This window comes from Herbiconiux sp., from assembly GCF_004297105.1.
Classification (GTDB): Bacteria; Actinomycetota; Actinomycetes; order Actinomycetales; family Microbacteriaceae; genus Herbiconiux.
Window position 1 is genome coordinate 418,447 of the sequence record NZ_SCVE01000012.1, and the last position, 24,413, is coordinate 442,859.

25 protein-coding genes are annotated in these 24,413 nt (G+C 69.8%); 9 read left to right on the forward strand and 16 right to left on the reverse strand.

Features of this window, described 5'->3' with window-relative positions; genetic code table 11:
- Positions 1-32 precede the first annotated feature (32 nt).
- The 8 genes from EPO52_RS08390 to pcaH are packed head-to-tail and all read right to left on the reverse strand — an operon-like array spanning position 33 to position 6,477.
- Entirely contained in the window at positions 33-1,202 is a 1,170-nt protein-coding gene (locus tag EPO52_RS08390) for a thiolase family protein (protein ID WP_290804605.1), read from the reverse strand.
- Positions 1,199-1,840 (reverse strand): 3-oxoacid CoA-transferase subunit B, encoded by a 642-nt coding sequence (locus tag EPO52_RS08395; RefSeq protein WP_290804608.1) that lies wholly within the window; start codon positions 1,838-1,840, stop codon positions 1,199-1,201. The genes EPO52_RS08390 and EPO52_RS08395 overlap by 4 nt, the downstream gene beginning before the upstream one ends.
- Positions 1,837-2,574: a 3-oxoacid CoA-transferase subunit A gene (locus EPO52_RS08400; protein ID WP_290804611.1), complete on the reverse strand. Its 738-nt coding sequence runs from the start codon at positions 2,572-2,574 to the stop codon at positions 1,837-1,839. The genes EPO52_RS08395 and EPO52_RS08400 overlap by 4 nt, the downstream gene beginning before the upstream one ends.
- Positions 2,571-3,002 carry a carboxymuconolactone decarboxylase family protein gene (locus EPO52_RS08405; RefSeq protein WP_290804614.1) on the reverse strand — a complete coding sequence of 144 codons (432 nt, stop codon included), beginning with the start codon at positions 3,000-3,002 and terminating at the stop codon, positions 2,571-2,573. The genes EPO52_RS08400 and EPO52_RS08405 overlap by 4 nt, the downstream gene beginning before the upstream one ends.
- Positions 2,999-3,772: an alpha/beta fold hydrolase gene (locus tag EPO52_RS08410; protein ID WP_290804617.1), complete on the reverse strand. Its 774-nt coding sequence runs from the start codon at positions 3,770-3,772 to the stop codon at positions 2,999-3,001. Before EPO52_RS08410 ends, EPO52_RS08405 begins: the two co-directional genes overlap by 4 nt.
- Positions 3,769-5,115 (reverse strand): lyase family protein, encoded by a 1,347-nt coding sequence (locus EPO52_RS08415; RefSeq protein WP_290804620.1) that lies wholly within the window; start codon positions 5,113-5,115, stop codon positions 3,769-3,771. The genes EPO52_RS08410 and EPO52_RS08415 overlap by 4 nt, the downstream gene beginning before the upstream one ends.
- On the reverse strand, positions 5,105-5,665 hold the full coding sequence (gene pcaG, locus EPO52_RS08420; protein ID WP_290804622.1) for a protocatechuate 3,4-dioxygenase subunit alpha: 561 nt from the start codon (positions 5,663-5,665) through the stop codon (positions 5,105-5,107). Before pcaG ends, EPO52_RS08415 begins: the two co-directional genes overlap by 11 nt.
- 2 nt (positions 5,666-5,667) lie before the next feature.
- The gene (gene pcaH, locus EPO52_RS08425) at positions 5,668-6,477 is read right to left on the reverse strand and encodes a protocatechuate 3,4-dioxygenase subunit beta (protein ID WP_290804624.1); all 810 of its coding nucleotides are present in this window, start codon (positions 6,475-6,477) and stop codon (positions 5,668-5,670) included.
- 102 nt (positions 6,478-6,579) lie between these two features.
- Between pcaH and EPO52_RS08430 the strand changes: the two genes are divergently transcribed.
- Together EPO52_RS08430 and EPO52_RS08435 are read left to right on the forward strand one after the other, a co-directional pair.
- On the forward strand, positions 6,580-7,347 hold the full coding sequence (locus EPO52_RS08430; protein ID WP_363339737.1) for an IclR family transcriptional regulator: 768 nt from the start codon (positions 6,580-6,582) through the stop codon (positions 7,345-7,347).
- A gap of 86 nt (positions 7,348-7,433) precedes the next feature.
- Complete coding sequence (locus EPO52_RS08435; RefSeq protein WP_290804627.1) at positions 7,434-8,612, forward strand: 4-hydroxybenzoate 3-monooxygenase; 1,179 nt, start codon at positions 7,434-7,436, stop codon at positions 8,610-8,612.
- Positions 8,613-8,662: 50 nt separating this feature from the next.
- Here EPO52_RS08435 and EPO52_RS08440 read toward each other — a convergent pair whose 3' ends face one another.
- The gene (locus EPO52_RS08440; RefSeq protein WP_290804630.1) at positions 8,663-9,202 is read right to left on the reverse strand and encodes a universal stress protein; all 540 of its coding nucleotides are present in this window, start codon (positions 9,200-9,202) and stop codon (positions 8,663-8,665) included.
- A gap of 148 nt (positions 9,203-9,350) precedes the next feature.
- Here EPO52_RS08440 and EPO52_RS08445 point away from each other — a divergent pair, with 148 nt between their 5' ends.
- Positions 9,351-10,010, forward strand: coding sequence for a DUF1345 domain-containing protein (locus EPO52_RS08445; protein WP_290804633.1), 660 nt, complete (start codon positions 9,351-9,353; stop codon positions 10,008-10,010).
- 13 nt (positions 10,011-10,023) lie between these two features.
- Here EPO52_RS08445 and EPO52_RS08450 read toward each other — a convergent pair whose 3' ends face one another.
- The 5 genes from EPO52_RS08450 to EPO52_RS08470 form a co-directional block, all read right to left on the reverse strand.
- Positions 10,024-10,272, reverse strand: coding sequence for a ferredoxin (locus tag EPO52_RS08450; protein ID WP_290804636.1), 249 nt, complete (start codon positions 10,270-10,272; stop codon positions 10,024-10,026).
- On the reverse strand, positions 10,269-11,486 hold the full coding sequence (locus tag EPO52_RS08455; protein ID WP_290804639.1) for an NADH-ubiquinone oxidoreductase-F iron-sulfur binding region domain-containing protein: 1,218 nt from the start codon (positions 11,484-11,486) through the stop codon (positions 10,269-10,271). The genes EPO52_RS08450 and EPO52_RS08455 overlap by 4 nt, the downstream gene beginning before the upstream one ends.
- Positions 11,483-12,058, reverse strand: coding sequence for a ferric reductase-like transmembrane domain-containing protein (locus EPO52_RS08460; protein WP_290804642.1), 576 nt, complete (start codon positions 12,056-12,058; stop codon positions 11,483-11,485). The genes EPO52_RS08455 and EPO52_RS08460 overlap by 4 nt, the downstream gene beginning before the upstream one ends.
- Positions 12,055-12,996 (reverse strand): FAD:protein FMN transferase, encoded by a 942-nt coding sequence (locus tag EPO52_RS08465; RefSeq protein WP_290804644.1) that lies wholly within the window; start codon positions 12,994-12,996, stop codon positions 12,055-12,057. The genes EPO52_RS08460 and EPO52_RS08465 overlap by 4 nt, the downstream gene beginning before the upstream one ends.
- Positions 12,997-13,370: 374 nt before the next feature.
- On the reverse strand, positions 13,371-13,850 hold the full coding sequence (locus EPO52_RS08470; protein ID WP_290804646.1) for a universal stress protein: 480 nt from the start codon (positions 13,848-13,850) through the stop codon (positions 13,371-13,373).
- 212 nt (positions 13,851-14,062) lie between these two features.
- On the opposite strand from EPO52_RS08470, the gene EPO52_RS08475 reads away from it, so the two are divergent.
- The 3 genes from EPO52_RS08475 to EPO52_RS08485 are packed head-to-tail and all read left to right on the forward strand — an operon-like array spanning position 14,063 to position 18,059.
- Entirely contained in the window at positions 14,063-15,964 is a 1,902-nt protein-coding gene (locus tag EPO52_RS08475; RefSeq protein ID WP_290804649.1) for a heavy metal translocating P-type ATPase, read from the forward strand.
- A 20-nt stretch (positions 15,965-15,984) separates the two neighbouring features.
- Positions 15,985-16,854, forward strand: coding sequence for a universal stress protein (locus EPO52_RS08480; protein WP_290804652.1), 870 nt, complete (start codon positions 15,985-15,987; stop codon positions 16,852-16,854).
- Positions 16,851-18,059, forward strand: a complete 1,209-nt coding sequence (locus tag EPO52_RS08485; protein WP_290804654.1) for a hypothetical protein — start codon at positions 16,851-16,853, stop codon at positions 18,057-18,059. The genes EPO52_RS08480 and EPO52_RS08485 overlap by 4 nt, the downstream gene beginning before the upstream one ends.
- 43 nt (positions 18,060-18,102) lie before the next feature.
- Here EPO52_RS08485 and EPO52_RS08490 read toward each other — a convergent pair whose 3' ends face one another.
- Both EPO52_RS08490 and EPO52_RS08495 read right to left on the reverse strand, forming a co-directional pair.
- On the reverse strand, positions 18,103-19,386 hold the full coding sequence (locus EPO52_RS08490) for a DUF445 domain-containing protein (RefSeq protein ID WP_290804656.1): 1,284 nt from the start codon (positions 19,384-19,386) through the stop codon (positions 18,103-18,105).
- 89 nt (positions 19,387-19,475) lie between these two features.
- Positions 19,476-20,372 (reverse strand): LysR family transcriptional regulator, encoded by an 897-nt coding sequence (locus EPO52_RS08495; protein ID WP_290804659.1) that lies wholly within the window; start codon positions 20,370-20,372, stop codon positions 19,476-19,478.
- Positions 20,373-20,454: 82 nt separating this feature from the next.
- On the opposite strand from EPO52_RS08495, the gene EPO52_RS08500 reads away from it, so the two are divergent.
- The 3 genes from EPO52_RS08500 to EPO52_RS08510 all read left to right on the forward strand — a co-directional run bounded on the left by EPO52_RS08500 (position 20,455) and on the right by EPO52_RS08510 (position 24,373).
- Entirely contained in the window at positions 20,455-21,714 is a 1,260-nt protein-coding gene (locus EPO52_RS08500) for an MFS transporter (RefSeq protein ID WP_290804661.1), read from the forward strand.
- A 201-nt stretch (positions 21,715-21,915) separates the two neighbouring features.
- Positions 21,916-22,923, forward strand: a complete 1,008-nt coding sequence (locus EPO52_RS08505) for a LacI family DNA-binding transcriptional regulator (RefSeq protein WP_290804664.1) — start codon at positions 21,916-21,918, stop codon at positions 22,921-22,923.
- 151 nt (positions 22,924-23,074) lie between these two features.
- Entirely contained in the window at positions 23,075-24,373 is a 1,299-nt protein-coding gene (locus EPO52_RS08510; protein ID WP_290804667.1) for an extracellular solute-binding protein, read from the forward strand.
- Positions 24,374-24,413: the final 40 nt, after the last annotated feature.

Below are 24,413 nucleotides of genomic sequence, written 5' to 3' on the forward strand. Positions count from 1 at the left end.
GCCCTTTCGTGTGGAGTGGTCGAGTACGGAGATCAGCGCTGGAGAACGACGGCGAGACCCTGCCCGACGCCGATGCAGATGGCCACGACGGCGATCCCTGTGCGGCGCCGGGCCAGCTCGTGCGCGGCATGGCCGACGATGCGGCCACCCGAGGCGCCGAGCGGATGCCCGATGGCGAGCGCGCCGCCGTGGATGTTGAGTGCGGCCGGGTCGAGGTCGGGCCACCCCTTCAGGCACGCGAGCGACTGCGAGGCGAAGGCCTCGTTCAGTTCGACGAAGTCGACGTCGTTCCAGCCGAGGCCGGCGCGAGCGAGGGCCTTGTTCGCGGCCTCGATCGGCGCAATCGGGAAGTCCTGAGGGTCGACCCCGTGGCTCGCCCGCCCGACGATACGGGCCAGCGGTTCGCCGTCGAGCGCACCCTCCCGCGCCACCAGCACGGCGGAGGCGCCGTCGTTGAGAGACGAGGAGTTGCCGGCGGTGACGCTCCCGTCCCTCGCGAACAGCGGGGCGAGCGCGGCGAGCTTCTCCACCGAGGTGCCGTCGCGGATGCCTTCGTCCCGCACGAGCGGCGCGCCCGGAACCTGCACGATCTCGTCGGCGAAGACCCCGGATGCCCAGGCCTCCGCCGCGAGGCGATGCGACCGCACCGAGAACTCGTCCTGGGCGTCGCGGCCGATGCCCCACGTCCGGGCGATGTGCTCGGCCGACTCCCCGTTGCTCACCGTCCACTCGGAGGGCAGAGCCGGGTTGGTCATCCGCCAGCCGATCGACGTGTTCCAGAGAGTCGGGTTGCCCGATGCCGGCCACGCCTTGGGCGACTTCTCCAGCACGAACGGGGCGCGGCTCATCGACTCGACGCCGCCGGCGAGCACGATGTCGACATCTCCCGACTCGATCGCACGGGAGCCCTGGATGACGGCGTCCAAGGAGGAGGCGCACAGACGGTTGACCGTGGTTCCCGTCACCGAGGTGGGGAATCCCGCGAGCAGGGCGCCGAAGCGCGCGACGTTGCGGTTGTCCTCCCCGGCCTGGTTCGCGTCGCCGAAGACGACGTCGTCGATACGCTCCGGGTCGAGCCCCGCGCGTTCGACGATCGAGGCCATGACGACGGCGGCCAGGTCGTCGGGCCTCACGCCCGACAGGGCGCCGCCGGCGCGGCCGAACGGCGTTCGCACGGCGTCGTAGATGACGCTCGCGGTCATGATCGCTCCTCCAGGGTCAGTGCGGTGAGCTGTTCGAGTTCGGCCACGGTGGTGTCGCCGAGGAGCTCCCTCACGCGGAAGCCGCCGTCGGTCACGTCGAAGACCGCGCGGTCGGTGTAGACGCGGGAGACGCATCCGACGCCCGTGAGCGGGTAGGTGCACTCGGCCACGAGCTTGGATGACCCGTCCCGGGTGAGGAGATCGGTCATCACCCACACGTTCTTCGCGCCGATCGCCAGATCCATCGCCCCGCCCACCGCAGGGATGGCCCCCGGCGCACCCGTCGACCAGTTCGCGAGATCCCCGGCGCTGCTGACCTGGAACGCCCCCAGCACGCAGATGTCGAGGTGCCCGCCGCGCATCATCCCGAAGGAGTCGGCGTGATGGAAGTACGCCGCCCCGGGCAGGGCGGTGACCGGCTGCTTGCCGGCGTTGATCAGGTCGGGGTCGACCCGCCCCGGTTCGGGTGCCCGGCCCATGCCGAGCAGCCCGTTCTCCGTGTGCAGGATGATCTCGAGCCCCTCGGGCAGGTGGTTCGCCACGAGGGTAGGCGCACCGATTCCGAGGTTGACGTAGGACCCTTCGGGGATGTCCTGAGCGATGCGCGCCGCGAGTTCCACGCGGCCGATCCCCGTCACCGGGCCACCTCGAGGGGTTCGCCGTCGACATCGACGCCGCCCACGAACTCGCCGTTCTCGACCCAACGACGCGGGCTCACGGCCACCACCCGGTTCACGAAGATCCCGGGGGTCACCACCGACTCCGGATCGAGCGCACCGAGCTCCACCACGTGATCGACCTGCGCGACCGCGGTCGTGGCGGCGGCGGCCATGATGGGCCCGAAGTTGCGGGCGGTCTCGCGGTACACCAGGTTGCCCCAGCGATCGCCGCGGTAGGCCGCGATGAGGGCCACATCGGCCTTGATGGGGTAGTCGAGAACGTAGCGGCGCCCGTCGATGACGCGCTCCTCCTTGCCGGCGGCGAGCTCGGTGCCGACCCCGGTCGGCGTGAAGAACGCGCCGATGCCCGCACCGGCCGCACGGATGCGCTCCGCCAGGTTGCCCTGCGGCACCACCTCGAGCTCGATCTGCCCGGCGCGGAAGAGACCGTCGAACACCCAGGAGTCGTGCTGGCGCGGGAAGGAGCAGATCATCCGGCGCACCCGGCCCCGGGCGAGGAGCGCCGCCAGGCCGAGGTCGCCGTTGCCGGCGTTGTTGCTCACCACGGTGAGATCGCTCGCCCCCTGGTCGATGAGCGCGTCGATGAGCTCCACGGGCTGACCGGCGCGGCCGAAACCGCCGATCATGATCGTGGAGCCATCTTCGATGCCGGCCACCGCCTCTGCCACCGTGCTCACGGTCTTGTCGATCACGAGGCCCCCTCCGTCGAACCCTCGGCAGGTGACGTCTCGGCGAACACGCCGCTCGCGACGCGGAACGCCGCATTCGCGGCAGGAACACCGGAATAGATGGCCGACTGCAGAATGACCTCACCGACCTCATCGACGGTCAGCCCGTTGCGCACCGCGGCGCGCAGGTGCATCGCGAGCTCGTCGTGGTGACCGTGCGCGATGAGGGAGGTGAGCACGGCGATCGAGCGCGAACGCCGGTCGAGGCCGGGACGGGACCAGACGTCGCCCCACGCCGTGCGGGTGATGAAGTCCTGCCAGTCGGCGGTGAGCGGGGTGATCGCGGCGGTGGCCGCATCCACGTGTTCGCCGGAGAGCACGGCGCGGCGCACGGCCATGCCCTGCTCCCACCGCTCCGCATCGGTGAGGCCGGGGCCGTCGGGTCGGGTCATTGTCGCGCTCCCTCGGTGTGCCGGGCGAAGAACTCGGTCAGGGCGGCCCGCGTGGCTTCCGGCTGCTCCGCGGGCGGGAGATGGGCGGCTCCCTCGATCACGCCGATCTCGCCCCGGGCGACCCCCTCGGCGATCTCGACCGCCTTCGACTCGGGGGCGACCGCGTCGTCCCGGCCCCAGAGGGCGAGCACCGGCGCGCTGATCGTGGCGATCCGGCTCCGCACGTCGTAGTCGGCGAGTGCCTCGCAGCAGAGCGCATAGGACTCGTCGTCGGCGTCCTGAAGAGCATGGAGCAGGCGGCCGGTGAGATCCGGATGCGCCGCCATCGACTCGGGCGCGAACCAGCGCTGAGCGGAGGCGATGATGATGCTCGACGTGCTCTCGGAACGCACCTTCGCCGCCCGCTCACGCCAGGCCTGCGGCTCGCCGAGCTGGGCGCCGGAGGCGATGATCGCGGCGGCACGCACGCGCTGCGGGTGCCGGAGCAGCAGTTCGAGACCGGTCGCCCCACCCAGGGAGACGCCGGCATAGAGGAACGGGCCGTCGACGGCTGCGGCGACGGCGTCGGCCAGCTCGGCGACCGTGAACGGGTGCGTGGCGGCCGGGGATGCCCCGTGGCCCGGCAGGTCCCACGCGACCAGCCGGTACTGTCCGCTCAGCGCGACCGCCTCCCACAGGATGGTCGACGTGCCGAGCGAGGGACCGAGCACGAGCACGGGCTGCCCGGCCGACCCGCCGAGTTCCCGCAACGCCAGGACGGGTACCGTCATGCGCGCTCCTCCTCGGTGCCATCGGCCGGGGTCGTGGCGCGGTCGACCGCGGCGCGGGCATCCCCCGTGTACGCGGCGGGGTCGAGCAGATCGGGGATGTCGAGGCCGGCGCACTCGGGGAGGTCGCGAATCAGCTCCGCGAGATCGCCACCCGCGCCGGCGGCGGCCACGAGCGCCGCCACCCGCTCGGCTCCGATGAGAGGGGTGAGAACGATCGAGAGCCGCTCGGACACGAGGAGGCCGCGGGTGAGCGCGAGATTGCGCGCCACCGCGTGCGGATCGACGCTCAGGGTGGCGGTGAGCTGCGCGGCATGCGTGGCCGCTCCGAGAGCGATCCGCAGCAGTTCGCGGAGGGTCGGCCACTCGGCGTGCCAGGCGCCCGCGGGGCGCTCATCGGCGGCCAGGGCAGCGCACAAATGAAGGGTCGCTGCCAACTGTGGGGCGCGCAGGGCTGCGGATCGGATCAGCACGGCCGCCACGGGATTGCTCTTGTGCGGCATGGCGGATGATTCGCCCCCGACTCCGGCGGACACCTCCGCGATCTCGGTGCGCGAGAGCGTGACGACGTCGGCGGCCAGCTTGCCCAGCGCATCCGTGGTCTGTGCGAGGGCATCGGCGAGCTCGGTGACCGGCCAGCGGCTCGTGTGCCAGACCGCTACGGTGTGGTCGAGTCCGAGCGCCTCTGCGTACCGCTCGGGCAGCTCACCCGCGGCGGGACCACCGAGCTCGAGGAAGGACGCCCGGGTTCCCGCCGCGCCTCCGAGCTGCACGGGCAGCGTGAGCTGCCGCAACCGCACCGACGCGCGACGGATGCCGGACAGCCACCCGACCGCGCGGTAGCCGACCGTGGTCGGCACCGCATGCTGGGCGAGAGTGCGGCCCGCGGACACGACGTCTCGATGCTCGGCCGCGAACGCGGAGAGCGAGTCCTCGACATCGGTCAGCACCGCGACGAGCGCATCGACCGCCCGCCGGGAGATGAGCATGAGGGCGGTGTCGACGATGTCCTGACTGGTCGCACCGCGGTGGACCCAGGTGCGCACCTCCGGGGGAACCGCATTCTTGAGCAGCGGCACCAGCGGGATCACCGGGTTGCCGCCCCCGACAGCACTCTCGGCGAGCGAATCGACATCGATCACGAGCGACTCCCACGCCTCCGCGATCGAGTCGGCCGTCTCGCCGGGCAGGGCTCCGAGCGCCGACCAGGCACGCACCAGTCCGAGCTCGGCGCGCACCAGGGCGGCGAGCACGCCGTCATCGGAGACGACGGCGTCGTGTCCTACCGCCACCGGCGAGAGCAGGCCGCGGTCGAACGAAGCGGCGGCGTCGGCGTCAGAACTCAAGGAACACCGTCTCCTTCTCTCCTTGCAACCGGATGTCATGCCGCAGCGAGCCGTCGTCGAGCCGCTGGGCGGTCAGCGTCGCCCGTTCGGAGGCATCGAGCGAGGCCAGGAACGGGTCGGAGGCCAGAGCGCCGGGGTCGTCGGGGAGGTAGATCCGGGTGTGCAGCTTGTCGGGCAGACCGCGCGCGAAGACGATCGCCGCGAAGAACGCCGGCCGCCCGGGAGCGGCTCCGGGGGTGCGGGTGAAGAACTCGTAGTGGCCCTCGTCGTTCGTGAAGGCCCGGCCGAAGCCGGTGAAGGTGTGGCCGTCACGCCGGAAGGCCCCGCGGTCGCGTGGCACCCGCCCGCTCTCGTCGGCGCCGAAGATCTCCACGAAGGCGTCGGGGACCGGCGATCCGGCACCGTCGTAGACCGTGCCTCCCAGCAGCACGGCACCGGGGGCGTACGGGTCGACGATCTGGTGCATCCGCTCGTACTCCACGCCGTACGCGAAGAACGGGCCGACCGTCTGGCCGGGAGTCGGACGCAGGGTGCGCGCGGGAACAGCCATGGTCACTCGCCCTCGTTCTCGAACCAGGTCGCATCCGGGCCGTCGACCACGATGTCGAAGCGATAGCCGGTGGCCCACTCCGGCGACGTGAGGTCGTGGTCGTAGACGCCGATCAGGCTCTCCCGATCCTTCTGCCGCCAGATGGTGTTGAAGATGGGGTCGAGCGCGAACAGCGGGTCGCCCGGGAAGTACATCTGCGTCACCAACCGCTGCGTGAACGAGCTGCCGAACACGGAGAAGTGGATGTGCGCCGGCCGCCAGGCATTGACGTGGTTCTTCCACGGATAGGGGCCCGGCTTGATCGTGGTGAAGGCGTACTCGCCGGCATCGTTCGTGATGGCTCTGCCGGCGCCGGTGAAGTTCGGGTCGAGCGGCGCGGGATGCTGGTCACGCTGGTGGATGTAGCGGCCGGCCGAGTTGGCCTGCCAGATCTCGATCAGCTGATTCGGCACGGGGCGGCCCCAGGAGTCGGTGAGCCGGCCGCGCACCGTCATGCGCTCGCCGAGTGGCTCGCCCGCGTGCTGCACGGTGAGGTCGCTCTCGACCGCCGCCACGTCGCGCTGCCCGAAGGCCGGTGAGAGCAGCTCGATCGTCTCGGGGTCGACGAGCTTGAGGTTCTTGGTGGGGTGCCGCAGCACGCTCGAGCGGTAGGCCGCGAAGTCGTGCACGGTCGAGCGGATGCGCTCCCCCGCTTGCTCCCGGCGTTCGAGGTCGGCGTGCAGCGCGCCGATCTCGGCACTGATCTCGCGCTGAGTCGCCTGGTCGGGCGCGGCCAGCAGGGTCTCTGGAGCCACGGCGCTCTGTGGGGTCACGGTGTCTCCTTCGACGCCTCGGAATTGCGTCCGTCCATGGTGCTCCACCGCACCCGCCGCACGCGCATCCTTCCCGATGAACGGGAAGGATTCTTGGGGGGGGTGCCATCATGGACCATGGCCAACTCCCCCACCGGCGACTCGGCGACCGATCGCCTCGTGCGCATCCTCGACACCTTCACCCCCACCCGCACGGTGCAGACCGCCACCGAGATCGGCCGCCGATCGGGGCTGCCGAGCTCCACGGCGCACCGCATCGTGAACGAGCTCGTCGGGGCGGGCCTGCTCGAGCGCGATGAAGAGCGCCGAGTGCGCATCGGCATGAGGCTCTGGGAGCTCTCCACCCGCTCCTCGCACGCGCTCCGCCTGCGCCAGGCCGCGATGCCGTTCATGGAGCGGGTGCAGTCGCGGGTGCGGGAGCACACCCAACTCGCCATCCTGGAACAGGATGAGGCGCTCTTCCTCGAACGGCTCAGCAGTCCGGAGTCGGGCTCGAACATCACCCGCGTCGCCGGCCGGCTGCCCCTCCACGCCTCGAGTTCGGGCCTGGTGCTGCTGGCCTTCGGCCCGGTCGACCTCCAGGAGCGCGTGCTGTCCTCGCGGCTCACGCCACTCACTCGGGCGACGCTCTCGGATCCCGAGACGGTGCGCCGCAAGCTGGCCGAGGTGCGCCAGCTGGGCCACGCCATCGCCCCGGGCTACATCGAGGAGGTGTCGACGGGTCTCGCCGTTCCCGTGCGCGATGAGACGGGGCAGGTGATCGCCGCCCTGTCGGTGGTGCTGCCGCGTGATGCGGAGTCGAACTTCGCGATGGTGGAGCTGCACCGCGCGGCCATCGACATCGCCCGATCGCTCGGCTATCGATCCTGACTGAGATTCCCGATCATCGGGAAGTGCCACCAGTCGGCGCGCCCTGAGCTCCCAGAATGGCGGCATCCCACGTCGAAGGAGACGTCATGCCCCCCACAATCCGCACTCGCGTCGCCATCGTCGGCGCCGGCCCCGCCGGGCTCATCCTCTCGCAGCTGCTGGCCGATGCCGGCATCGATTCGATCGTCGTCGACTCCCGCTCGCGGGCCGAGATCGAGTCGACGATCCGAGCCGGCATCCTCGAACAGGGCACCGTGGATCTGCTGCGCACCATCGATCCCGGCACCCGCGTCGACACCGTCGGCCATCGGCACGATGGCATCGAACTGCGCTTCGGCGACGAGGGCCACCGCATCGACTTCCCGTCGCTCGTGGGCCGCAGCGTCTGGCTCTACCCGCAGCACGAGGTGCTGAAGGACCTGCTCGCACTGCGCCTCGGAGCCGGGCAGGACCTGCGCTTCGGCGTGACGGTCGAGGGCGTCGACGATGGCGACCCCGAGCATCCGGCGGTCGTCGCCACGGATGCGCACGGGGAGCCGCTCCGGATCGAGGCGGATTTCGTGGTGGGTGCCGATGGGTCGCGCAGCGTGGTGCGGGCGGCCGTGACGGGCTCGAGCACAGGGGGTTATTTCCGGGAATACCCGTTCGCCTGGTTCGGCATCCTCTGCGAGGCGCCGCCGAGCTCGCACGAACTCATCTACAGCAACTCGGATGCCGGGTTCGCGCTGATCAGTCAGCGCAGCCCCGAGGTGCAGCGGATGTACTTCCAGTGCGACCCGAACGCCGATCCCTCCGCTCCGAGCGACGCCGAGGTGTGGGACACGCTTCAGGCCCGGGTTCCGGGAACGACCCTCAACGAAGGCCCCGTCATCCAGCGCGATGTGCTGCGGTTCCGCAGCTTCGTCGCGCACGAGCTGCGTCGCGGCCGGATCGCGCTCGTCGGAGACGCCGCTCACACCGTGCCACCCACGGGCGCCAAGGGCATGAACCTCGCCATCGCCGATGTGGTGCTGCTCGCCCAGGCACTCGGCGCCCTGCTCGGCGAGGACGACGACCGACTGATCGAGGGCTACGCCGAGCGCGCTCTCGATCGCATCTGGAAGGCGCAGCACTTCTCCTGGTGGATGACGAGCATGCTCCATGTCGCGCCCGACGCCAGCGCGTTCGACCGCCTCCGTCAGCGCGGGGAACTGAGCACCGTCGTGGAGTCCGAGGCCGGCCGCACCTATCTGGCCGAGGCCTACACGGGCTGGCCGACGCGATAGGGAGTCCCCCCGTCCAGCTGTCGATGCGCGGGATGAACGGGCGGGTGACCTCAGTCCGAGTGAGGAGCGGCGGGCTCGTGCATGATCAGCACCGGGCAATGGGCGTGCTCGGCACAGGCCATGCTCACCGACCCGAGCAGGAGGCCGGCGAAGCCGCCGTGGCCGCGGCTGCCGAGGATGAGCATGTCCGCGCCCTGGCTCTCCTGGATGAGCACCTCGGCGGGGTTGCCCCGCCGCGTGGTGCGGGTGAGCCACGCGGGCGCCGTCTCGTCGAAGACCGCTTTCGTGGCATCGGCGAGCAGTTCCTCGGCATCCCGTTCCGGAGACCAGTCCGGCGAGGTCATGGCACCGTAGAAGTTCGGGTACTGCCACGCCGCGACCAGTTCCACGGGGGCGTCCGAATCCCCACGGATCCGGAGGGCACGGCGGAGCGCGTCGAGGGATTGATCGGATCCGTCGATGCCGACGACGATTCTCCCCGGGGTCGACGAGGTGTCCTCCTCGGCGAGGGTGTCGATCGCAATGCCTGTTCCGTCGACGCCGAACCGTGTCGCGCGAGGGTCGTCATCCGTTTCCGTTGTCGTGTCCATCCTCGGAGAATCGCACGATCCGTCGCTGTGCAGCAGGGTCTTTGGTCATCGGATCATCGCCTGGGTGCGATCGGCGTCCGCGTCGGCGACGACCCGGCCGATTCCGCCGGCCCCCACCTCACCACCCGGCTCACCTAGACTGCTCACCGTGCCGCGCAGCCACCACGAGTTCGAGACCTTCTGGCATCGAGCCGGAGTGCGCGTCGGCGTGCTGTTCGTCACCTTCATCGTGGTCACCGTCATCACCGGCGTGCTCGGGTCGTGGCCGTTCGCGCCCGCGGTGGGGTGGATCGCCGCGGCCGGCGCGTTCTCGGTCTGGGTGTGGATCACGGTCATCCGGTTGGGCCCGGCCGACACGGCCACCCACGCGACCCGGGAAGACCCCACCCAGCCGGTGTCGCAGACGCTTCTGATCCTCGCCAGCATCGCGAGCTTCGGTGCCGTCGCCCTCCTCCTGATCGAATCGGGCTCGGTGACCGGCGAGGCGCGGTTCGGGCTGGCCGCGACCGCGCTGGCGACCGTGGCCGCATCCTGGATGCTGGTGCACGTGCTCTTCACGCTGAGGTACGCGGCCATCTACTACCGGGCCGGCGGGACGGGTGTGGACTTCAACCAGACCGACCCGCCCGAGTACCGCGACTTCGCCTACCTGGCGTTGACACTCGGTATGACGTACCAGGTCTCCGACACGAACGTCACCAGCACGCTGATCCGCCGCGACGCACTCCGGCATGCGCTGCTCTCGTACGTGCTCGGGGTGATCGTGCTCGCGGCCACCCTCAATCTCATCTCTGCACTGGCGCGCTGAGCCGCCGGCAGCGTCACGCCGGGCCTCTCAGCGTCAGGGCGAGGCGCGGGCAGAGGGCGACCGCATCCCGCCCCGCGTCGAGCTCATCCGCTCGGAGCGGTACGTCGCTCTGCTCCGCCGCCGGAACGCCCGGCGCGATCGGGTAGCCCCAGTCGTCGGCACGCAGACGGCCGTCGAGCAGTTCGATGCAACTCTCTCGCGCGTCGCAGCGGGTCCAGTCGATGTGCAGACGGGCGACCACCGGTCTGTTGCGGGCGCTCATCGTCGGGCTCCGGCGGCGCGGCAGCGCCCGGCCCGATGAGCGGTGACCTCGTCGGCGAACACGCCGAGCGCCGAGGTCGCGAAGCGCACCGTGCCATCCGGATGGTGGCAGGCACCCCGCCCGGGGAGTGTTGCGAGCATCCGCTGGAGAAGGTCGCCCTGCCGCCCCGAGCCGGTGGTGACATCGTCGAAGGCACCGGAGAGTGTCGGCAGACCGAACAGGCACGGTCCGCACTGCTGCGCCGACTGCGATGCCAGATAGCGGAGGATGGCTCCGGATGCGTGGATGCCGCACTCCTCGACGCCGAGGACGTGGATGACACCGGCGCCCGCGCCGATGGACGTTCGGGTCGCTTTCGCCGTGAGCGGCGCCCCCAGGCGCGACCGCTCGACCCAGGCGCCGTGGTACCCACCGACGAGCACCGCCTGCACCGCGGTCTCGCCCAGTCCACACCTGGCCAGGACGTCGCCGAGTGGCGTTCCCCCGTCGACCTCCCGCACGTGGGCCTCGAGGCCGGCACCGGAGACGCTGATCAACCGGGTTCCCGGGTCATCCGGTGTGCCGACCGACCGGAACCACTCCGGGCCGTGCCGGGCGATCAGGGCGAGGTGGGCGAGCGTCTCGACGTTGAACACCAAGGTCGGCTTGCCTTTGAGGCCCCTCTCGGTGAGGTGATGCGGGTGGTCACGAGGCACACCACGGCCGCCACTGAGCGAGTCGACCACGGCCGACACCTCGCCTGCCACGAAGCCGTCGGCCGCCGCGACCACCTGGATGCGCCGCCCGTCGGGCCGGTCGGCGACCGCTCGTTCTGCGCTCTCGAGGCTCAGCGGGTTGACGTACAGGAGGAGCTTGGCGCGGGGCGCCAGCGTGCCCGCCAGCACGAGCAGGCCGTCGAGCACCAGCTGCGGCGCGTTGGCGAGCAGCACGGCGTCTTTGTGGCTGAGGGGCTCTCCCTCGGCCGCGTTCGCGATGATCGCCGCCGGCGCTCCGGCCAGTGATGCGATCTTGCGCCAGACCGGGAAGGCGGCGCCGCCGTGCCCGACGAGCCCTGCGTTCTGCAGGATCTCGACGAGGTTCGGCACGAGGGAAGGCAGCGGCCCGTGCGTGGCGAGGTGGGTCGCCCAGTCGGGACGCCCGAGAGTCGCGAGAACCCGCGGATGCGATCGGGCGGGCACCGGCCTGGCAGCGCCATGGGTGGCCGTGTCGGTCATCGGATGCTCCTTCCCGAGCCAGGTGCGACCGGGGTCATGACCCGCGGACTGCGCGAGCGGGTCGACAGCCGCCAGATCACCGCGGACCCCACCGCGATGAGGCACGCCGCCAGGATGAGCACGAACCATCCGCTCGTTCCGTCGGTTCCGTTGCCGATGGAGTGCAGCACCGCGATGGGCCACATGGCGTAGACGAACCAGTGCACGAACCGGAACGCCCTGTCGCCGATCCGGTGCCGCAGCAGGCTCGTGATGATCACGGCGAGCACCAGGTCGAACGCCACGGTGCCGAGCCCCTGCCAGAAGGGCTGGAACGATCCGAGGAAGGGCACCACCACGTCGACCAGGTTGAGCTTCGCGTAGCTGTCACCCAGCAGTGTGGCCACGTGCAGCACCAGGAACACGGATGCCAGCAGCGAGACGTTGCGGTGGACGATCACGACGCCGAAGCGGGGCAGGCCCGGAAGAGGGCGCCCGCGGTGGGTGAGGATGCCCAGCACGGTCGACAGCGTGAACAGGATCAGGGAGACGATGCCGCTCATCCGGCCGATCGCCCACAGCACTTCGCTCATGGGGAGAACTCCTCGACGGTTTCGGAGGGATCGCGTTCCGACCCGGAGGGCCAGCTCGACGTGGTGACCACACGGCCGTGATGGTCGACCAGCCGCGCCGTGACACCGCACGATTCGAGCCAGGCCGGCGCGTGGATGCCCTTCACGATGGCCGCCGTCGAGTACGCGTTGGCGAGCACGCAGGTGCCGGCGGCGACGGTTGCGGTGCGCCACACCGGCGCGGCCGGGAGGCCGAATCGCGGGTCGAGGATGTGGTGGCGCTCGACACCGTGCTGTAGCCAGCGTCGCTTCTGGGTGCTGGATGTGGCGATCGCCATCCCGGCGGTGAGCGACACGGCTGCGGCCGGATCGCGGTCGAGATCCTGAACCAGGATCGACCAGCCGCCCTCCGGGGCCGGTCCGGCCGTCGCGATGTCGCCGCCGAGAGACACCAGCACGCCGTCGGCACTGACCTCACGGTCGATCGTCGCTGCGATGAGGTCGGCCGCGAACGCCTTTGCCGTGGCGCCGAGATCGAACCGCACCTCCGCGGGAGCGGTGAGGACGCCGTGCTCGAGGGTGACTCGCTTCCACGCCCGATCGGTCGTGGTCACACTGACCGTCTCATCGCCCGACGACCCGGCGTAGCCGAGCGCGTCGAGCCGCATCCCCAGGGTGGGATCGACAGCCCCTCCGGTGAGAGCAGCCGCATCGAGGGCGGCTCGCAGCAGCTGCTCCAGCAGAGGGGACACGGCGACCCCGGATGCCTGGCGGGCCGCGATCAGGGCCAGTTCGGAGTCGGGTCGGAACCGGCTGCAGGCCTGATCGACTTGCGCGATCACGGCATCGGCGAATGTGCGTGCGGCGTCGAGTGAATCGGCGTCGGCCACGGTGAGCGCGGCCTCGGTGGTCCAGACCGACCACTCCGACGTCGCACTCTGCAGACCGGCGGTGGTCATGTCACGACCCGGTCGAACGGGCGTGGGTCGTGCCACTGCTGGACGGCGACAGCGGGCTCGTGCTCGAGCTACTGGATCCGGACGAGGATCCACTCGAACCGGAGCTGCTCGAGCCCGTCCCGGAGCTGCTCGACCCGGTTCCCGAGCTTCCGGTTCCCGTGGTCGTGCTGGTGGTCGCGGAGGCGGTGCTCGTCGTGGAGACCCAGAACCCCGCACTCCCGGCGGCGACCGTCGCGAGCGATGCCGCGATGAGCGCGCCGGTCACCGTCCGTGCCCGCCGTGTACCTGTCGTGCGAAGTGACATGGGGTCGCCCTCTCTCTGGTCGTACTCCAAGAGTGGGCGCGAATTCTTCCAGCATTCTTATAACGGCCGATCAGCCGGCCATGGGCACCACGAGCACAGGGCAGCGGGCGTGCCGGATGCACTGCTCGCTCACGGAACCCAGGAGCAGCCCGGCGAAGCCGCCCAGCCCCCGCGACCCGACCACGAGCATCCGCGCACCCGCCGAGGCGCCGGCCAAGACCTCGGAGGGCTGGCCGAGCACCCCGCGGACATCGACACGACAGCCCGGGTACCGAGCCACGAGGTCTGCGGTCTCGGCGCGCAGTCGTTCGCGCACGGCCGCGGTGATCTCGGCGAAGGATGCCGCGTATCCGTCGTGGAAGATGGTGCCGTGGGGCGCGGTCTCGATCGACCAGGCGCGCACGATGACGACGGGTACGGAGAGCGCCTGTGCCAGGTCGAGGGCCACCGCGAGTGCGCGGTCGGACTGGGCCGAGCCGTCGTGCCCCACCACGATGCTCCCGGGCGCCAGCGCCGCTTCGTCGGGTGCCCCCGCTGCGATCGAGCTCATGAGCGATTCGGTTCGAGCCGATGGGCGACCTCGTGGGTGGCTCCGAAGAGCGATTCGTAGACGATCAGGATGGACATGCTCCGACGGTAGAGCGCTCCCGGCCCGGGCATCAGTGCCATTGGTCCCGTCACGCAAGATGACCAACGACTCTGTGCCTGCTGGTCCGGAGCGGCGAGAGTTGCAGTCCGGCCAGCCGCCCAGGAGGCATCATCGTGGCATCCCGTTCCGCTCTCATCCGCTATCCCCTCGTGGTCGCGACCGTGGCCGTCGGCGCGGTCGCCGGCATCCTGGTGCTCGTCGGGGTCGCAGCCGGGGCAGCCGCGGTGGTGGCGAGCTATGCGCTCCTGATCGCCGGAATCGAGTTCGTGCGGATGCTCGCCCGGCTCCGCAAAGGCGTCATCGGTGTCGACCTGCTCGCGGTCATCGCGATCGTGTCGACCGTGCTGGTCGGCGAGTACCTCGCCTCGCTGATCATCGTGCTCATGCTCACGGGAGGGGAGGCTCTGGAGGACTTCGCCCAGGCGCGCGCCCAGAACGAGCTCCGCTCACTCATCGACCGCGCGCCCCGGATCGCCCACCGGATCACCCGGGGCGCCACCGCAGAGCAGGAGATCGAAGACATCCCCGTCGCGCTCGTGGCGGTCGGCGACCGGCTGCTCCTGCGGCCGTCGGAGATCGTTCCCGTCGACGGGCTGCTCGCCGACGAGGTCGAATCCGCGGAGTTCGACGAGTCGTCGTTGACCGGCGAGAGCCTGCCCGTCGAGCACCGCGGCGGGCAGCTGCTCTTGAGCGGGTCGATCAACGGGCAGACCGCGGTGACGATGACGGCGACGACGGATGCGGCTCACAGCCAGTACCAGAGCATCGTGCTCCTCGTCACGGAGGCCTCGTCGCATCCGGCGCCCGTGGTGAGGCTCGCCGACCGCTTCGCTCTACCGTTCACCGCGGCCGCCCTGCTCATCGGCATCACGGCCTGGGTCGTCTCGGGCGACCCGGTGCGGTTCGCCGAGGTGCTCGTGCTCGCCACCCCGTGCCCGCTGATCATCGCGGCGCCGATCGCGTTCATGGCCGGGATGAGCCGGGCGGCGCGCACCGGCGTCATCGTCAAGGGCGGGGCCGTGCTCGAAGCGCTCTCGCGCACCCGGAGCGTGGTGTTCGACAAGACAGGCACCCTCACCGAGGGCCGGCCCTCGATCAGGGGCATCCGTACCGAGAGCGGATTCACCGAACACGAGCTGTTGCGCCTCGCCGCATCCGCAGAGCAGTACTCGAGCCACGTGCTCGCCGAATCGGTCATCGCGCAGGCACACGCCGAGGGACTCGTGCTCGAGTCGACCGACGACGCCGGTGAGGTTGCGACCGCGGGAGTCGCGGCGACGTTCGGCGCCGACACCGTGCGGGTGGGGAAGCTGTCGTTCATCCGTCCTTTGGCACCTGCAGCCCACGAGTACGAGCTGGCCACCGGGGAACTCGCGATCTACGTCGCCGTGAACGACCGGTTCGCGGGCGCGATCATCGCCCATGACCGGATCCGGGAGAACGCCCGCGCCACCATCGCCGAGCTGAAACGGAGGGGAGCCCGGCAGATCGTGATGCTGACCGGAGACGCCCATGCCACCGCGGTGTCGATCGCCGCGCAGGCCGGCATCTCCGACGTGCGCTCCGGATGCCTTCCGGCCGACAAGGTCACGGCGGTCGCCGCGCTGATCGAACGCCCCGTCGTGATGGTCGGCGACGGGGTCAATGACGCACCCGTCCTCGCGGCCGCCGACGTGGGAATCGCCCTCGGCGCACGCGGGGCGACCGCCGCGAGCGACTCCGCCGATGTCGTGATCCTCGTCGACGATCTGTCCCGGGCCGCCTCCGCGGTGGCCATCGGGCAGGACAGCGTGCGGATCGCAGTGCAGAGCATCTGGATCGGCATCGCGCTGAGCGGTGCGCTGATGGTGATCGCCGCTTTCGGGGTGATCCCGGCGGCGGTCGGCGCCGGCATCCAGGAGGTTGTCGACCTCATCTGCATCCTGAACGCCCTCCGCGCGCTCCGCACGCCGTCCGTTCACACCGGATCGAGGACCAAGTACCCTGCCCCACCCGTCGTCGTGCGGGCATCCTGAAGTCGACAGAGGGAGCACTCATGCGGGTGATCGTGGCGTACGACGGCAGCGCAGACGCCGAGGTGGCTTTGAGCTGGGCGGTTCAGCATGCCGGTGAGAGCCAGAGCGACCTCACTCTTCTGTACGTCGATGACGGGATGACCGTTCTCCCCGACGAACCTCTCACCCGCGACGACCCCGAGACGGCCGCCGCGACGCTGGAACGCCGCGCCTCACGGATTCGTGAGGCGGCCCCCGGCCTGCAGGTCACGTCGATCGTTCGGGAAGGAGACGTGCTCCACAGTCTTCTCCGCGAATCCACCCCGGCGGTCCTCCTCGTTGTCGGCAGTGGGTCCGGCGGCGTCCTCCACGCTCCGGCACGCTGGTCACTCGGCGCTCGTCTGATCGCCCACGCGTCCGGGCCCGTCGCAATCGTCCCGTCCGTCGCCGGAGAGGGGCGGCACGGTGTCGTCGTCGGGATCGACGGGAGCGAGGAGAGCGGCGACCTGGCGCGCTTCGCCGCGCAGCTCGCGCTCGAAGCAGCTCAACCGCTCCGGATCGTCCACGCCTGGTCGCCTCCCGTCATGTGGTTCAACCCCTGGCCGCTCGACCCGGAGGTGCTGTCGGTGGTCGAGACGCCGCACCAGGAGTTCCTCGACGCGGTCGTCGATCGCGTCGGACATGACTTTCCCGGCATCACGGTCGAGGGCACCGTGACCAGAGCCGATTCCGCCGTCGCTCTTCTCGAGGTCGACCCTCCGGCCATCCTGACCGTCATGGGACGCCGGTCGAAGTCCGTGCTCCAGAAAGCGCTCCTCGGATCGACCGGTCTCAGTGTCCTCCTGAACCTCAGCACACCCTGCCTCGTCGTTCCCGATGCGGCACTCATCTCACCGGGGAACGTCTCATGACGACGAAGAGGGCCCACCGAGGGCGCAGAGTCACACTGATCGTGGTCGGGTCCGTCGTCGGAGTGGCCGCGCTGGGCTTGGGCGCCATCCTCACCGTGGGCGGGATCTTCGTTCCCGCGCACTACCTCGATCCGTGGTCCGCGAGCTACGCCGACGAATTCACCGACCTCCGGATGAAGGTCGTCTCGCAGGCCGAACTCGCCCCGAGCGGCCACAACATGCAGCCGTGGACGATCACCCTCGATCCGGCCGAGGCCGACGTGCTCTACCTCTACACGGATGCGTCCCGGCTCACGCCCGCCGTGGATCCGCTCGCCCGACAGACCATGGTCTCGCAGGGAACGTTCCTGCAGTATCTGCGGGTCTCCGCCGCCCACCTGGGCTACAGAGCCGACTTCGAGCTCTTTCCCGAGGGCGACTACGACGAGACCGATCTCGCCACCGCCATGAACTCGCTGCCGGTGGCGAAGATCACACTCACGCCGGATGCGACCGCGAGCACCCCGGACTACGCGTCACTCTTCCTCTCCGACACCAATCGCTCCCCCTACGCGGACACCCCGCTCAGCGCCGATCAGCAGAGCATCTTGACCGGGCTGGCGGCCGAGTCGGGTGCCGCGCTTCAGATCTTCACCGACCAGCGCGATCGGACGCGATTCGGGCAGCTCGGCGCCGAAGGCACCCTCATCGAGACGCAGTACGCGGCGGCCACCGCGGAGAGTGACGCCGTCTTCTCCTCGACCGAGCAGGCCAAGAACGATGCGCGTTCCGGGTTCGCAGTCGAGGGGCAGGGAACGAGCGGGTTCATGAAGTACTTCCTGCAGGGACTCATCACCGTCGTCCCCTCGTTGAACGACGACGCCGCGGGAGCGAAGAACGCGATCGCGCTGACCGACGCCGCCGTGGCCGCCACGCCTGCCTACGGAGTGATCAGCACCACCGGGAACAGTCGTGCGGAGCAGGTCGAGGCGGGCATCCTCTACGCCGACATCTCGCTCCGTGCCCGATCCCTCGGCCTCGTGATGCAGCCGCTCAGCCAGGTCCTGCAGGAGTACCCCTCGATGGCCGCGCCCTATGCCGCCATCCACGAGGAGTACGCGCCCGGCGGGCAGACCATCCAGATGCTCGTGCGCATCGGCACGCCCACCACCGAGTACCCCACGTCGATGCGCCGCGACGCGAACACGCTCGTGCACACCCCCTGAGCAGCCGCCCCCGGCACTCGTCGTTCTCTGCGCAGTCGATCGATCAGGCGAACAGAGCGTGCACGCCTGTCGCGATCGCGTAGATCCCGACGCCGGCGATCGCCCCCACCACCGTGCCGTTGATGCGGATGAACTGCAGATCGCGGCCCACCTGCAGCTCGATCTTCTCCGTGGTCTCGCGAGCATCCCACCGCTTCACGGTGTCGCTGATCACCGAGGCGAGATCGTGGCGGTACTTCTGAACCGCATAGCCGGCCGCATCGGCGATCCACGCGTCGATCTTCGCCGAGAGCGTGCGATCACTCGAGAGCCGCACACCGACATCGACAAGTGCGGATGCCGCGGCCGACCGCAACTCACTCGAGGGGTCGGCCAGCGACTCCGCGAGCGTCGTCTTCACCGCCTCCCAGAGCCGGCCGGCGAAGGAGCGAAGCCGAGGACTCCGCAGGAACTCCGCCTTGATCTCTTCGACCCGTTCCGCCATCGCGGAATCGTGCTGCAGCCGATCGGTGAGATCGACGAGGTAGCCGTCGATCGCCTGCCGCAGCGGATGCTCGGGGTCGTCGCGCACCGCGTGCAGCAGGCCGATCACCTCCCGATGGGCGCGCGAGTCGGCGAGGCCGCCGACGAACCCGGGAACCCAGCGAGGCAGACGGGTGGAGACGACCTCGCCGAGAGCATCCGGATGCTCGCTGAGCCACGTCTCCGCCGCATCGACGAGCGCGTCGACGATCGCGCGCTGCTGATCGGCGGCGACGAGTTCCGACCCGACCCGACCGATCGTGGGCGCCCACTCGCGGTCGAACAGGTATTCCCGGGCGAGCCTCTCGATCAGGCTCTCGACGTCGCGGTCGCTGAAGAAGCGCAGCACACCCTGCGCCATCACGGCTCCCTCGGCACTCACCCGCTCCGCATTCACCGGGTCGGCGAGCCAGGCGCCCAGCCGGTCGGCCACGCTGAAGGTGGCCAGCTTGCTGCGCACCACCTCGTCGGAGAGGAAGTTCTGCTCCACGAACTCGCCGAGACTCTCCCCGATCTCGTCTTTGCGGTTCGGGATAATCGCCGTGTGCGGAATGCGCAACCCGAGCGGATGCCGGAACAGCGCGGTCACCGCGAACCAGTCCGCGAGCGCACCCACCATCGCGCCCTCGGCCGCCGCCCGAACGTAACCCAGCCACGCGTAGCGATCCTCGAACGCGAAGGCGATCGCGAAGACGATCGCCGCCAGCACCAGGAGGGCCGTCGCGAGCGTCTTCATGCGCCGGAGCGCAGCACGACGCTCGAGGTCGGCCTCACTCAGTGAGGTACCGCTCGTAGTGGTGGTCATCGTGTTCCTCCCGGACGCTGCACTGACCACCGTAGGTCGATGTGGCCCGATGGCCTACCGGTGCGCGCAGGGAACAGGCACGCCGATCGTCAGAGGGCGATGGGCCCATCCCTGTCGGACATGGCGGAACGAACCTCGTCGATGAGTGCGACCACCACCGGTCGCCGCTTCTGGCCGCGACGCGTTGTGAGCGACACGACCCAGGGCCCGATGGGTTCAGCCAGGGGCATGCGAACGCAGCCCTCACTCGACACCAGATCGGGCACCACCGCGACACCCAGGCCCGCCGCGACGCAGGGACCCACGGCCGGCAATTCCGCCAACTCCGCGGCGATGTGGCGCACGATGCCCCGGTCGGCGAGCGCGTGCTCGACCATCACGCGATTGCCGAAGCCCGGCTGCAGATCGACCCAGTCGTCGTCGGCCAATTCGGCGAGGGAGACCGATCGAGCACCGGCAAGCGGATGAGCGGGTGGGAGGAGTGCCACGAACGGGTAGCTCGCCAGCGGCCAGCTCTCGAGCGCCGAGGTCGTGGGCAACGAGGTGAGAGCGAGATCGAGACGGCCGTGGGTGAGGTCGTCGGCGAGCCCGGTCGAACCCGTCGGCGACACGGTCAACTGAAGATCCACCCGCGGATGGTTGCGCCGGAACCGCCCGAGCACGCCGGGGAGATCGAGAAGCTGAAGCGCGGCGAATGTGCCGATACGCACCCGTCCGCGGAAGCCCGCGCCTGACTCCGGGGCCGCCTCCCGCATCACGGCCACCTCATCGAGCACGCGCCGGGCCAGCGGCAGCAGCTCTTCGCCGGCGGGGAGCAGTCGCACCGCTTTCGTGCTGCGCTCGAACAGGGTGACACCGAGGTCGGCCTCCAGACTGCGCAGGCCCGCCGACACGGTGGACTGAGCCGCATAGAGCCGGGCGGCGGCGCGGGTGACGTTCAGTTCGTCGGCCACGGCGACGAAATACTCCAGCAGGCGGGTCTCCATGATCCGGATCATAGACGAAATCGATTACTATGTGCGATAAAACTCGTTGGACTCGATGACTGTTGCGGCGCATGATCATGGCATGAGCACGATGTCGATCCCCCTGCACACCCTCCCGGAGTCGAGCACCCCGCAACCTTCCTCGCACACCCGCCTCCGCCTGCCCCATCGTGCCGGCTTCTGGGTGACGGCCGTCGCGTTCCTGGTGATGATGGCGTTCAACACCGTGCCCACTCCCCTGTACGCGATCTACCAGCAGCGCGACGGCTTCCCCACCGTGATGATCACGGTGATCTTCGCGGCCTACTCGATCGGCGTGATGCTCGCGCTCTACCTCGCGGGGCACGTGAGCGACCGGCTCGGCCGTCGCCGCATCATCCTGACCTCGGTGCTCATCGAGGTGCTGGCGGCCGTGCTCTTCCTGGTCTGGCCCTCTGCGGTGGGCCTGATCACGGCGCGCTTCGTGGCCGGGCTCGGCATCGGCATCCTCACGGCCACCGCGACCGCCCACCTCGCCGACCTGCGGCGGATCAGCCATCCGGCCGCCACGGTGGGCTTCGCGGCGACCATCGCGGGCGTGGCCAACATGGGCGGGCTCGCCCTGGGGCCGCTGATCGGCGGGCTCTTCGCGGAGTGGGCGCCCCAGCCGCTCGTGGCACCGTATCTGGCGTTCCTCGCCGCACTCGTCGCTGTCGGCTTCGCCTACGCCTTCGTTCCCGAGACGGTGACGCGTGGCCGTCACCACGGCCCCTACCGCCCGCAGCGCGTGCGGGTTCCCGCCGAAAGCCGCCGGGCGTACTGGGCGGCGGGCATCGGGGCCTTCGCGGCCTTCGCGGTCACCGGGCTGTTCGGCTCGGTGGCGCCCACCTTCCTCGCGCAGTTGCTGCACCAGACCGACCACCTCATCGCCGGGATCGTGTCGTTCTCGGTGTTCGGCGCGGCGGCGCTCGCGCAAGTCGTGTTCGCACGGCTGTCGACGCGCACGCAGCTCCGACTCGGTGTCTTCGCGATGGTAGCGGGCCTCATCTCCCTCGGCCTCGCCGACCTCACCGCCTCGGCAGCCCTCTTCGTCGCCGGCGGGGTGGTGGCCGGAGCGGGCGTCGGTCTCGTCTTCCGCGGGGCGCTGGCCACCGCGGCCTCGCTCGGTACCGCCGCGAACCGCAGCGAGATCACGGCGGGCATCTTCCTGCTCGCCTTTGCCGGCATGACCGTGCCACCGCTGCTCGTGGGTGCGGCTCTGCTTGCGCTGCCCCTGGTGCCCGCGTTCCTCGGGTTCGTCGTGCTGGTGCTGGCTCTCATCCTGTGGGCCGGTCCGGCGATGATCCGGGCGGTCTCGCGCTGACCGATCGCGGGGCCCCTCTCCTCCGACGAGCCGGGTTGCGCCCGCCGCTCCGCTCAGAGCGAGGCGACAGGCCGCACATCCGCCGCAGCCACGCTTTCGCACGAATGGGTTGACCTCGATGCGGGTGTCCGCTTATCGTTTCTGTCGAAGCGCTTCGCGGAAGCGCTTCGACAACTGGCAAAGACGTCGGAGGAGGCGCGCATGGCAACGATCAACGACGTCGCCCGCGCCGCGGGAGTGTCGATCTCGACCGTGTCCTACGCTCTCAGCGGCAAGCGCGCCATCGGTGCCGCGACCCGCGATCGCATCGACGCCGCCGTCGCCCAACTCGGCTACCGCCCCAACGCGGGCGCCCGGATGCTGGCCGGCAGCCGCACCAACCTGCTCGCCCTGAGCGCTCCCTTGCACGCCGACACCTACGCACCCGCGCACATGACGTTCGTGCTGGCCATCGCCGAGGCTGCGCGCGAGTTCGACTACGACACCGTGCTGCTGGTTCAGGACGAGGCGGTCAACGGGCTTCGGCGGATGGTCTCCTCCAAACTCGTCGACGGAATCGTGCTGCTCGACGTCGACCGCGACGACAACCGGGTGCCGCTCGTGCGCGAGCTCGACATCCCCGTGACCCTCGTCGGCATCCCGGCCGACACGGCCGGGCTCACCTGCGTCGACCTCGACTTCGAGGCGGCCGCGCGGCTGTCGGTCGAGAGGCTCGCCGCCCTGGGCCACCGGCAGATCGGCCTGATCGGACACCCGCTCGACCTCTACGCGCGCGGCTCGAACTTCCCCATCCGATTCCGCGACGCCTTCGTGGAGGCGGCAGCCGACAAGGGTGTCGCCCTGCACTTCGTGATGCCCGAGCAGGAGCCGGCCAGCGTGCGCGCCGCCGTGGAGGAGCTGCGGCAGAGCCTCCCCGAGATGACGGCCGTCGTTCTCAACGCCAACGAGCCCGTGCACACCATGCTCCTCGAGCTGCTCCGCAGCGACGGAGTGAGCATCCCGAACGATCTGTCGATCCTCTCGGCCTGCTCCAGCTTCCCCACCGACATGCTCGACCCCCCGCTCGACGTCATCCCGCTTCCCGCCCTCATCACGGGGCGCCGTGGGGTCGAGCTCACCATGCACCAGCTCGACGGGTTCTCCGAACCCGTGGTCGAGCTGGTGCCGCCCTCATACATCACGAGGGGCTCGACCTCCTCGGTCGCCTGAGTCCTCGCGATGTCCGGCTGACGCCGGCCCGTCCATCCATCCACCTCGTGCCGAAGCGCATTATCGAAGCGCTTCGACAGTTCGATCCCGCACCATCGCACCACCCGCCGTACCGCTCACGAGCATCCTGCTCACTACAAGGAGGTAGACAGTGAAACGACGCACTCGCGTATTCGCCGGAATCGCGGCCCTCGCCGCCGCGACCACCGTGCTGGCCGGCTGCTCCGGCAGCTCCACCGACTCGGCTGAGGGCAAGACCCTCACCCTGTGGCACTACGAGTCGACCGACAGTGCCATGGGCAAGGCCTGGGACGAGGCGATCAAGATCTTCGAAGAGGAGACCGGCGCCACGGTCAAGTTCGAGGAGAAGGGCTTCGAGCAGATCCGCTCGACGGCCAGCCAGGTCCTCAACTCCAACGAGGCGCCCGACATCCTCGAATACGCCAAGGGCAACGGCACCGCGGGCCTCCTGGCCAGCCAGGGTCTGCTGACCGACATGACGGATGCGGTCGAGCAGTACGGCTGGGACGACAAGCTCGCTCCCGCCCTGCAGACCACCGCCCGCTACAACGACGAGGGCATCATGGGCTCCGGCCCGTGGTACGGCGTGCCGAACTACGGCGAGTTCGTCACCGTCTACTACAACAAGGACGCGTTCGCCGCGCAGGGCATCGAGCCCCCCACCACCTACGCCGAATTCGAGGCCGACCTGAAGAAGTTCAAGGACGCCGGAACCACGCCGCTGGCCGAGTCCGCGCAGGAGTATCCGCTGGGCCAGTTGTGGTACCAGCTCGCCCTGAGCAAGGCCGACCGCGACTGGGTCAACGACTACCAGCTCTACTCCAACCCCGTCGACTGGCAGGGCGAGCCGCTCACGTACGCCACCGACACCATCAAGGACTACGTCGACAAGGGCTACATCTCACAGGACGCGTCGGGCCTCAAGGCCGAAGACGCCGGAGTGTCGTTCATCAACGGCGACTCGCCGATGTTCGTCTCGGGCAGCTGGTGGTACGGCCGGTTCACCCAGGAGATCACGGGCTTCGACTGGGGCATCTTCGAGTTCCCGGAGTCGGAGCTCAGCCTCGGTTCGGCGGGCAACATGTGGGTTGTCCCGTCCAGCGCCAAGAACCCCGACCTGGCCTACAAGTTCATCGACATCACGATGCGCCCCGAGATCCAGGCGATCCTCGGCAACAACGGCGGTGTGCCGGTGGCCGCGAACATCGCCGACATCACCGATGAGAAGAGCAAAGAACTGATCGACCAGTTCAACACGATCAACGAGCGCGACGGACTGGCCTTCTACCCCGACTGGCCGACCCCCACGTTCTACGACGAGCTGAACGGCGAGCTGCAGAACCTCATCAACGGCTCGGAGGACCCGACCACGGTGCTCAGCACCCTGGGCGGAGACTACGACTCGTACGTCGACGACTTCCGCAAGTAGCCGGCACCCGAACGAGCACGCCCGCCCCCACAGGCCTGCA

Coding starts and splice junctions, on each gene's coding strand:
- EPO52_RS08390 (WP_290804605.1), bottom strand. CDS start 1,202: ATGACCGCGAGCGTCATCTACGACGCCGTGCGAACGCCGTTCGGCCGC.
- EPO52_RS08405 (WP_290804614.1), bottom strand. CDS start 3,002: ATGACCCGACCCGACGGCCCCGGCCTCACCGATGCGGAGCGGTGGGAG.
- EPO52_RS08410 (WP_290804617.1), bottom strand. CDS start 3,772: ATGACGGTACCCGTCCTGGCGTTGCGGGAACTCGGCGGGTCGGCCGGG.
- pcaG (WP_290804622.1), bottom strand. CDS start 5,665: ATGGCTGTTCCCGCGCGCACCCTGCGTCCGACTCCCGGCCAGACGGTC.
- EPO52_RS08435 (WP_290804627.1), top strand. CDS start 7,434: ATGCCCCCCACAATCCGCACTCGCGTCGCCATCGTCGGCGCCGGCCCC.
- EPO52_RS08440 (WP_290804630.1), bottom strand. CDS start 9,202: ATGGACACGACAACGGAAACGGATGACGACCCTCGCGCGACACGGTTC.
- EPO52_RS08450 (WP_290804636.1), bottom strand. CDS start 10,272: ATGAGCGCCCGCAACAGACCGGTGGTCGCCCGTCTGCACATCGACTGG.
- EPO52_RS08455 (WP_290804639.1), bottom strand. CDS start 11,486: ATGACCGACACGGCCACCCATGGCGCTGCCAGGCCGGTGCCCGCCCGA.
- EPO52_RS08460 (WP_290804642.1), bottom strand. CDS start 12,058: ATGAGCGAAGTGCTGTGGGCGATCGGCCGGATGAGCGGCATCGTCTCC.
- EPO52_RS08465 (WP_290804644.1), bottom strand. CDS start 12,996: ATGACCACCGCCGGTCTGCAGAGTGCGACGTCGGAGTGGTCGGTCTGG.
- EPO52_RS08470 (WP_290804646.1), bottom strand. CDS start 13,850: ATGAGCTCGATCGCAGCGGGGGCACCCGACGAAGCGGCGCTGGCGCCC.
- EPO52_RS08480 (WP_290804652.1), top strand. CDS start 15,985: ATGCGGGTGATCGTGGCGTACGACGGCAGCGCAGACGCCGAGGTGGCT.
- EPO52_RS08485 (WP_290804654.1), top strand. CDS start 16,851: ATGACGACGAAGAGGGCCCACCGAGGGCGCAGAGTCACACTGATCGTG.
- EPO52_RS08490 (WP_290804656.1), bottom strand. CDS start 19,386: ATGACCACCACTACGAGCGGTACCTCACTGAGTGAGGCCGACCTCGAG.
- EPO52_RS08495 (WP_290804659.1), bottom strand. CDS start 20,372: ATGGAGACCCGCCTGCTGGAGTATTTCGTCGCCGTGGCCGACGAACTG.
- EPO52_RS08500 (WP_290804661.1), top strand. CDS start 20,455: ATGAGCACGATGTCGATCCCCCTGCACACCCTCCCGGAGTCGAGCACC.
- EPO52_RS08505 (WP_290804664.1), top strand. CDS start 21,916: ATGGCAACGATCAACGACGTCGCCCGCGCCGCGGGAGTGTCGATCTCG.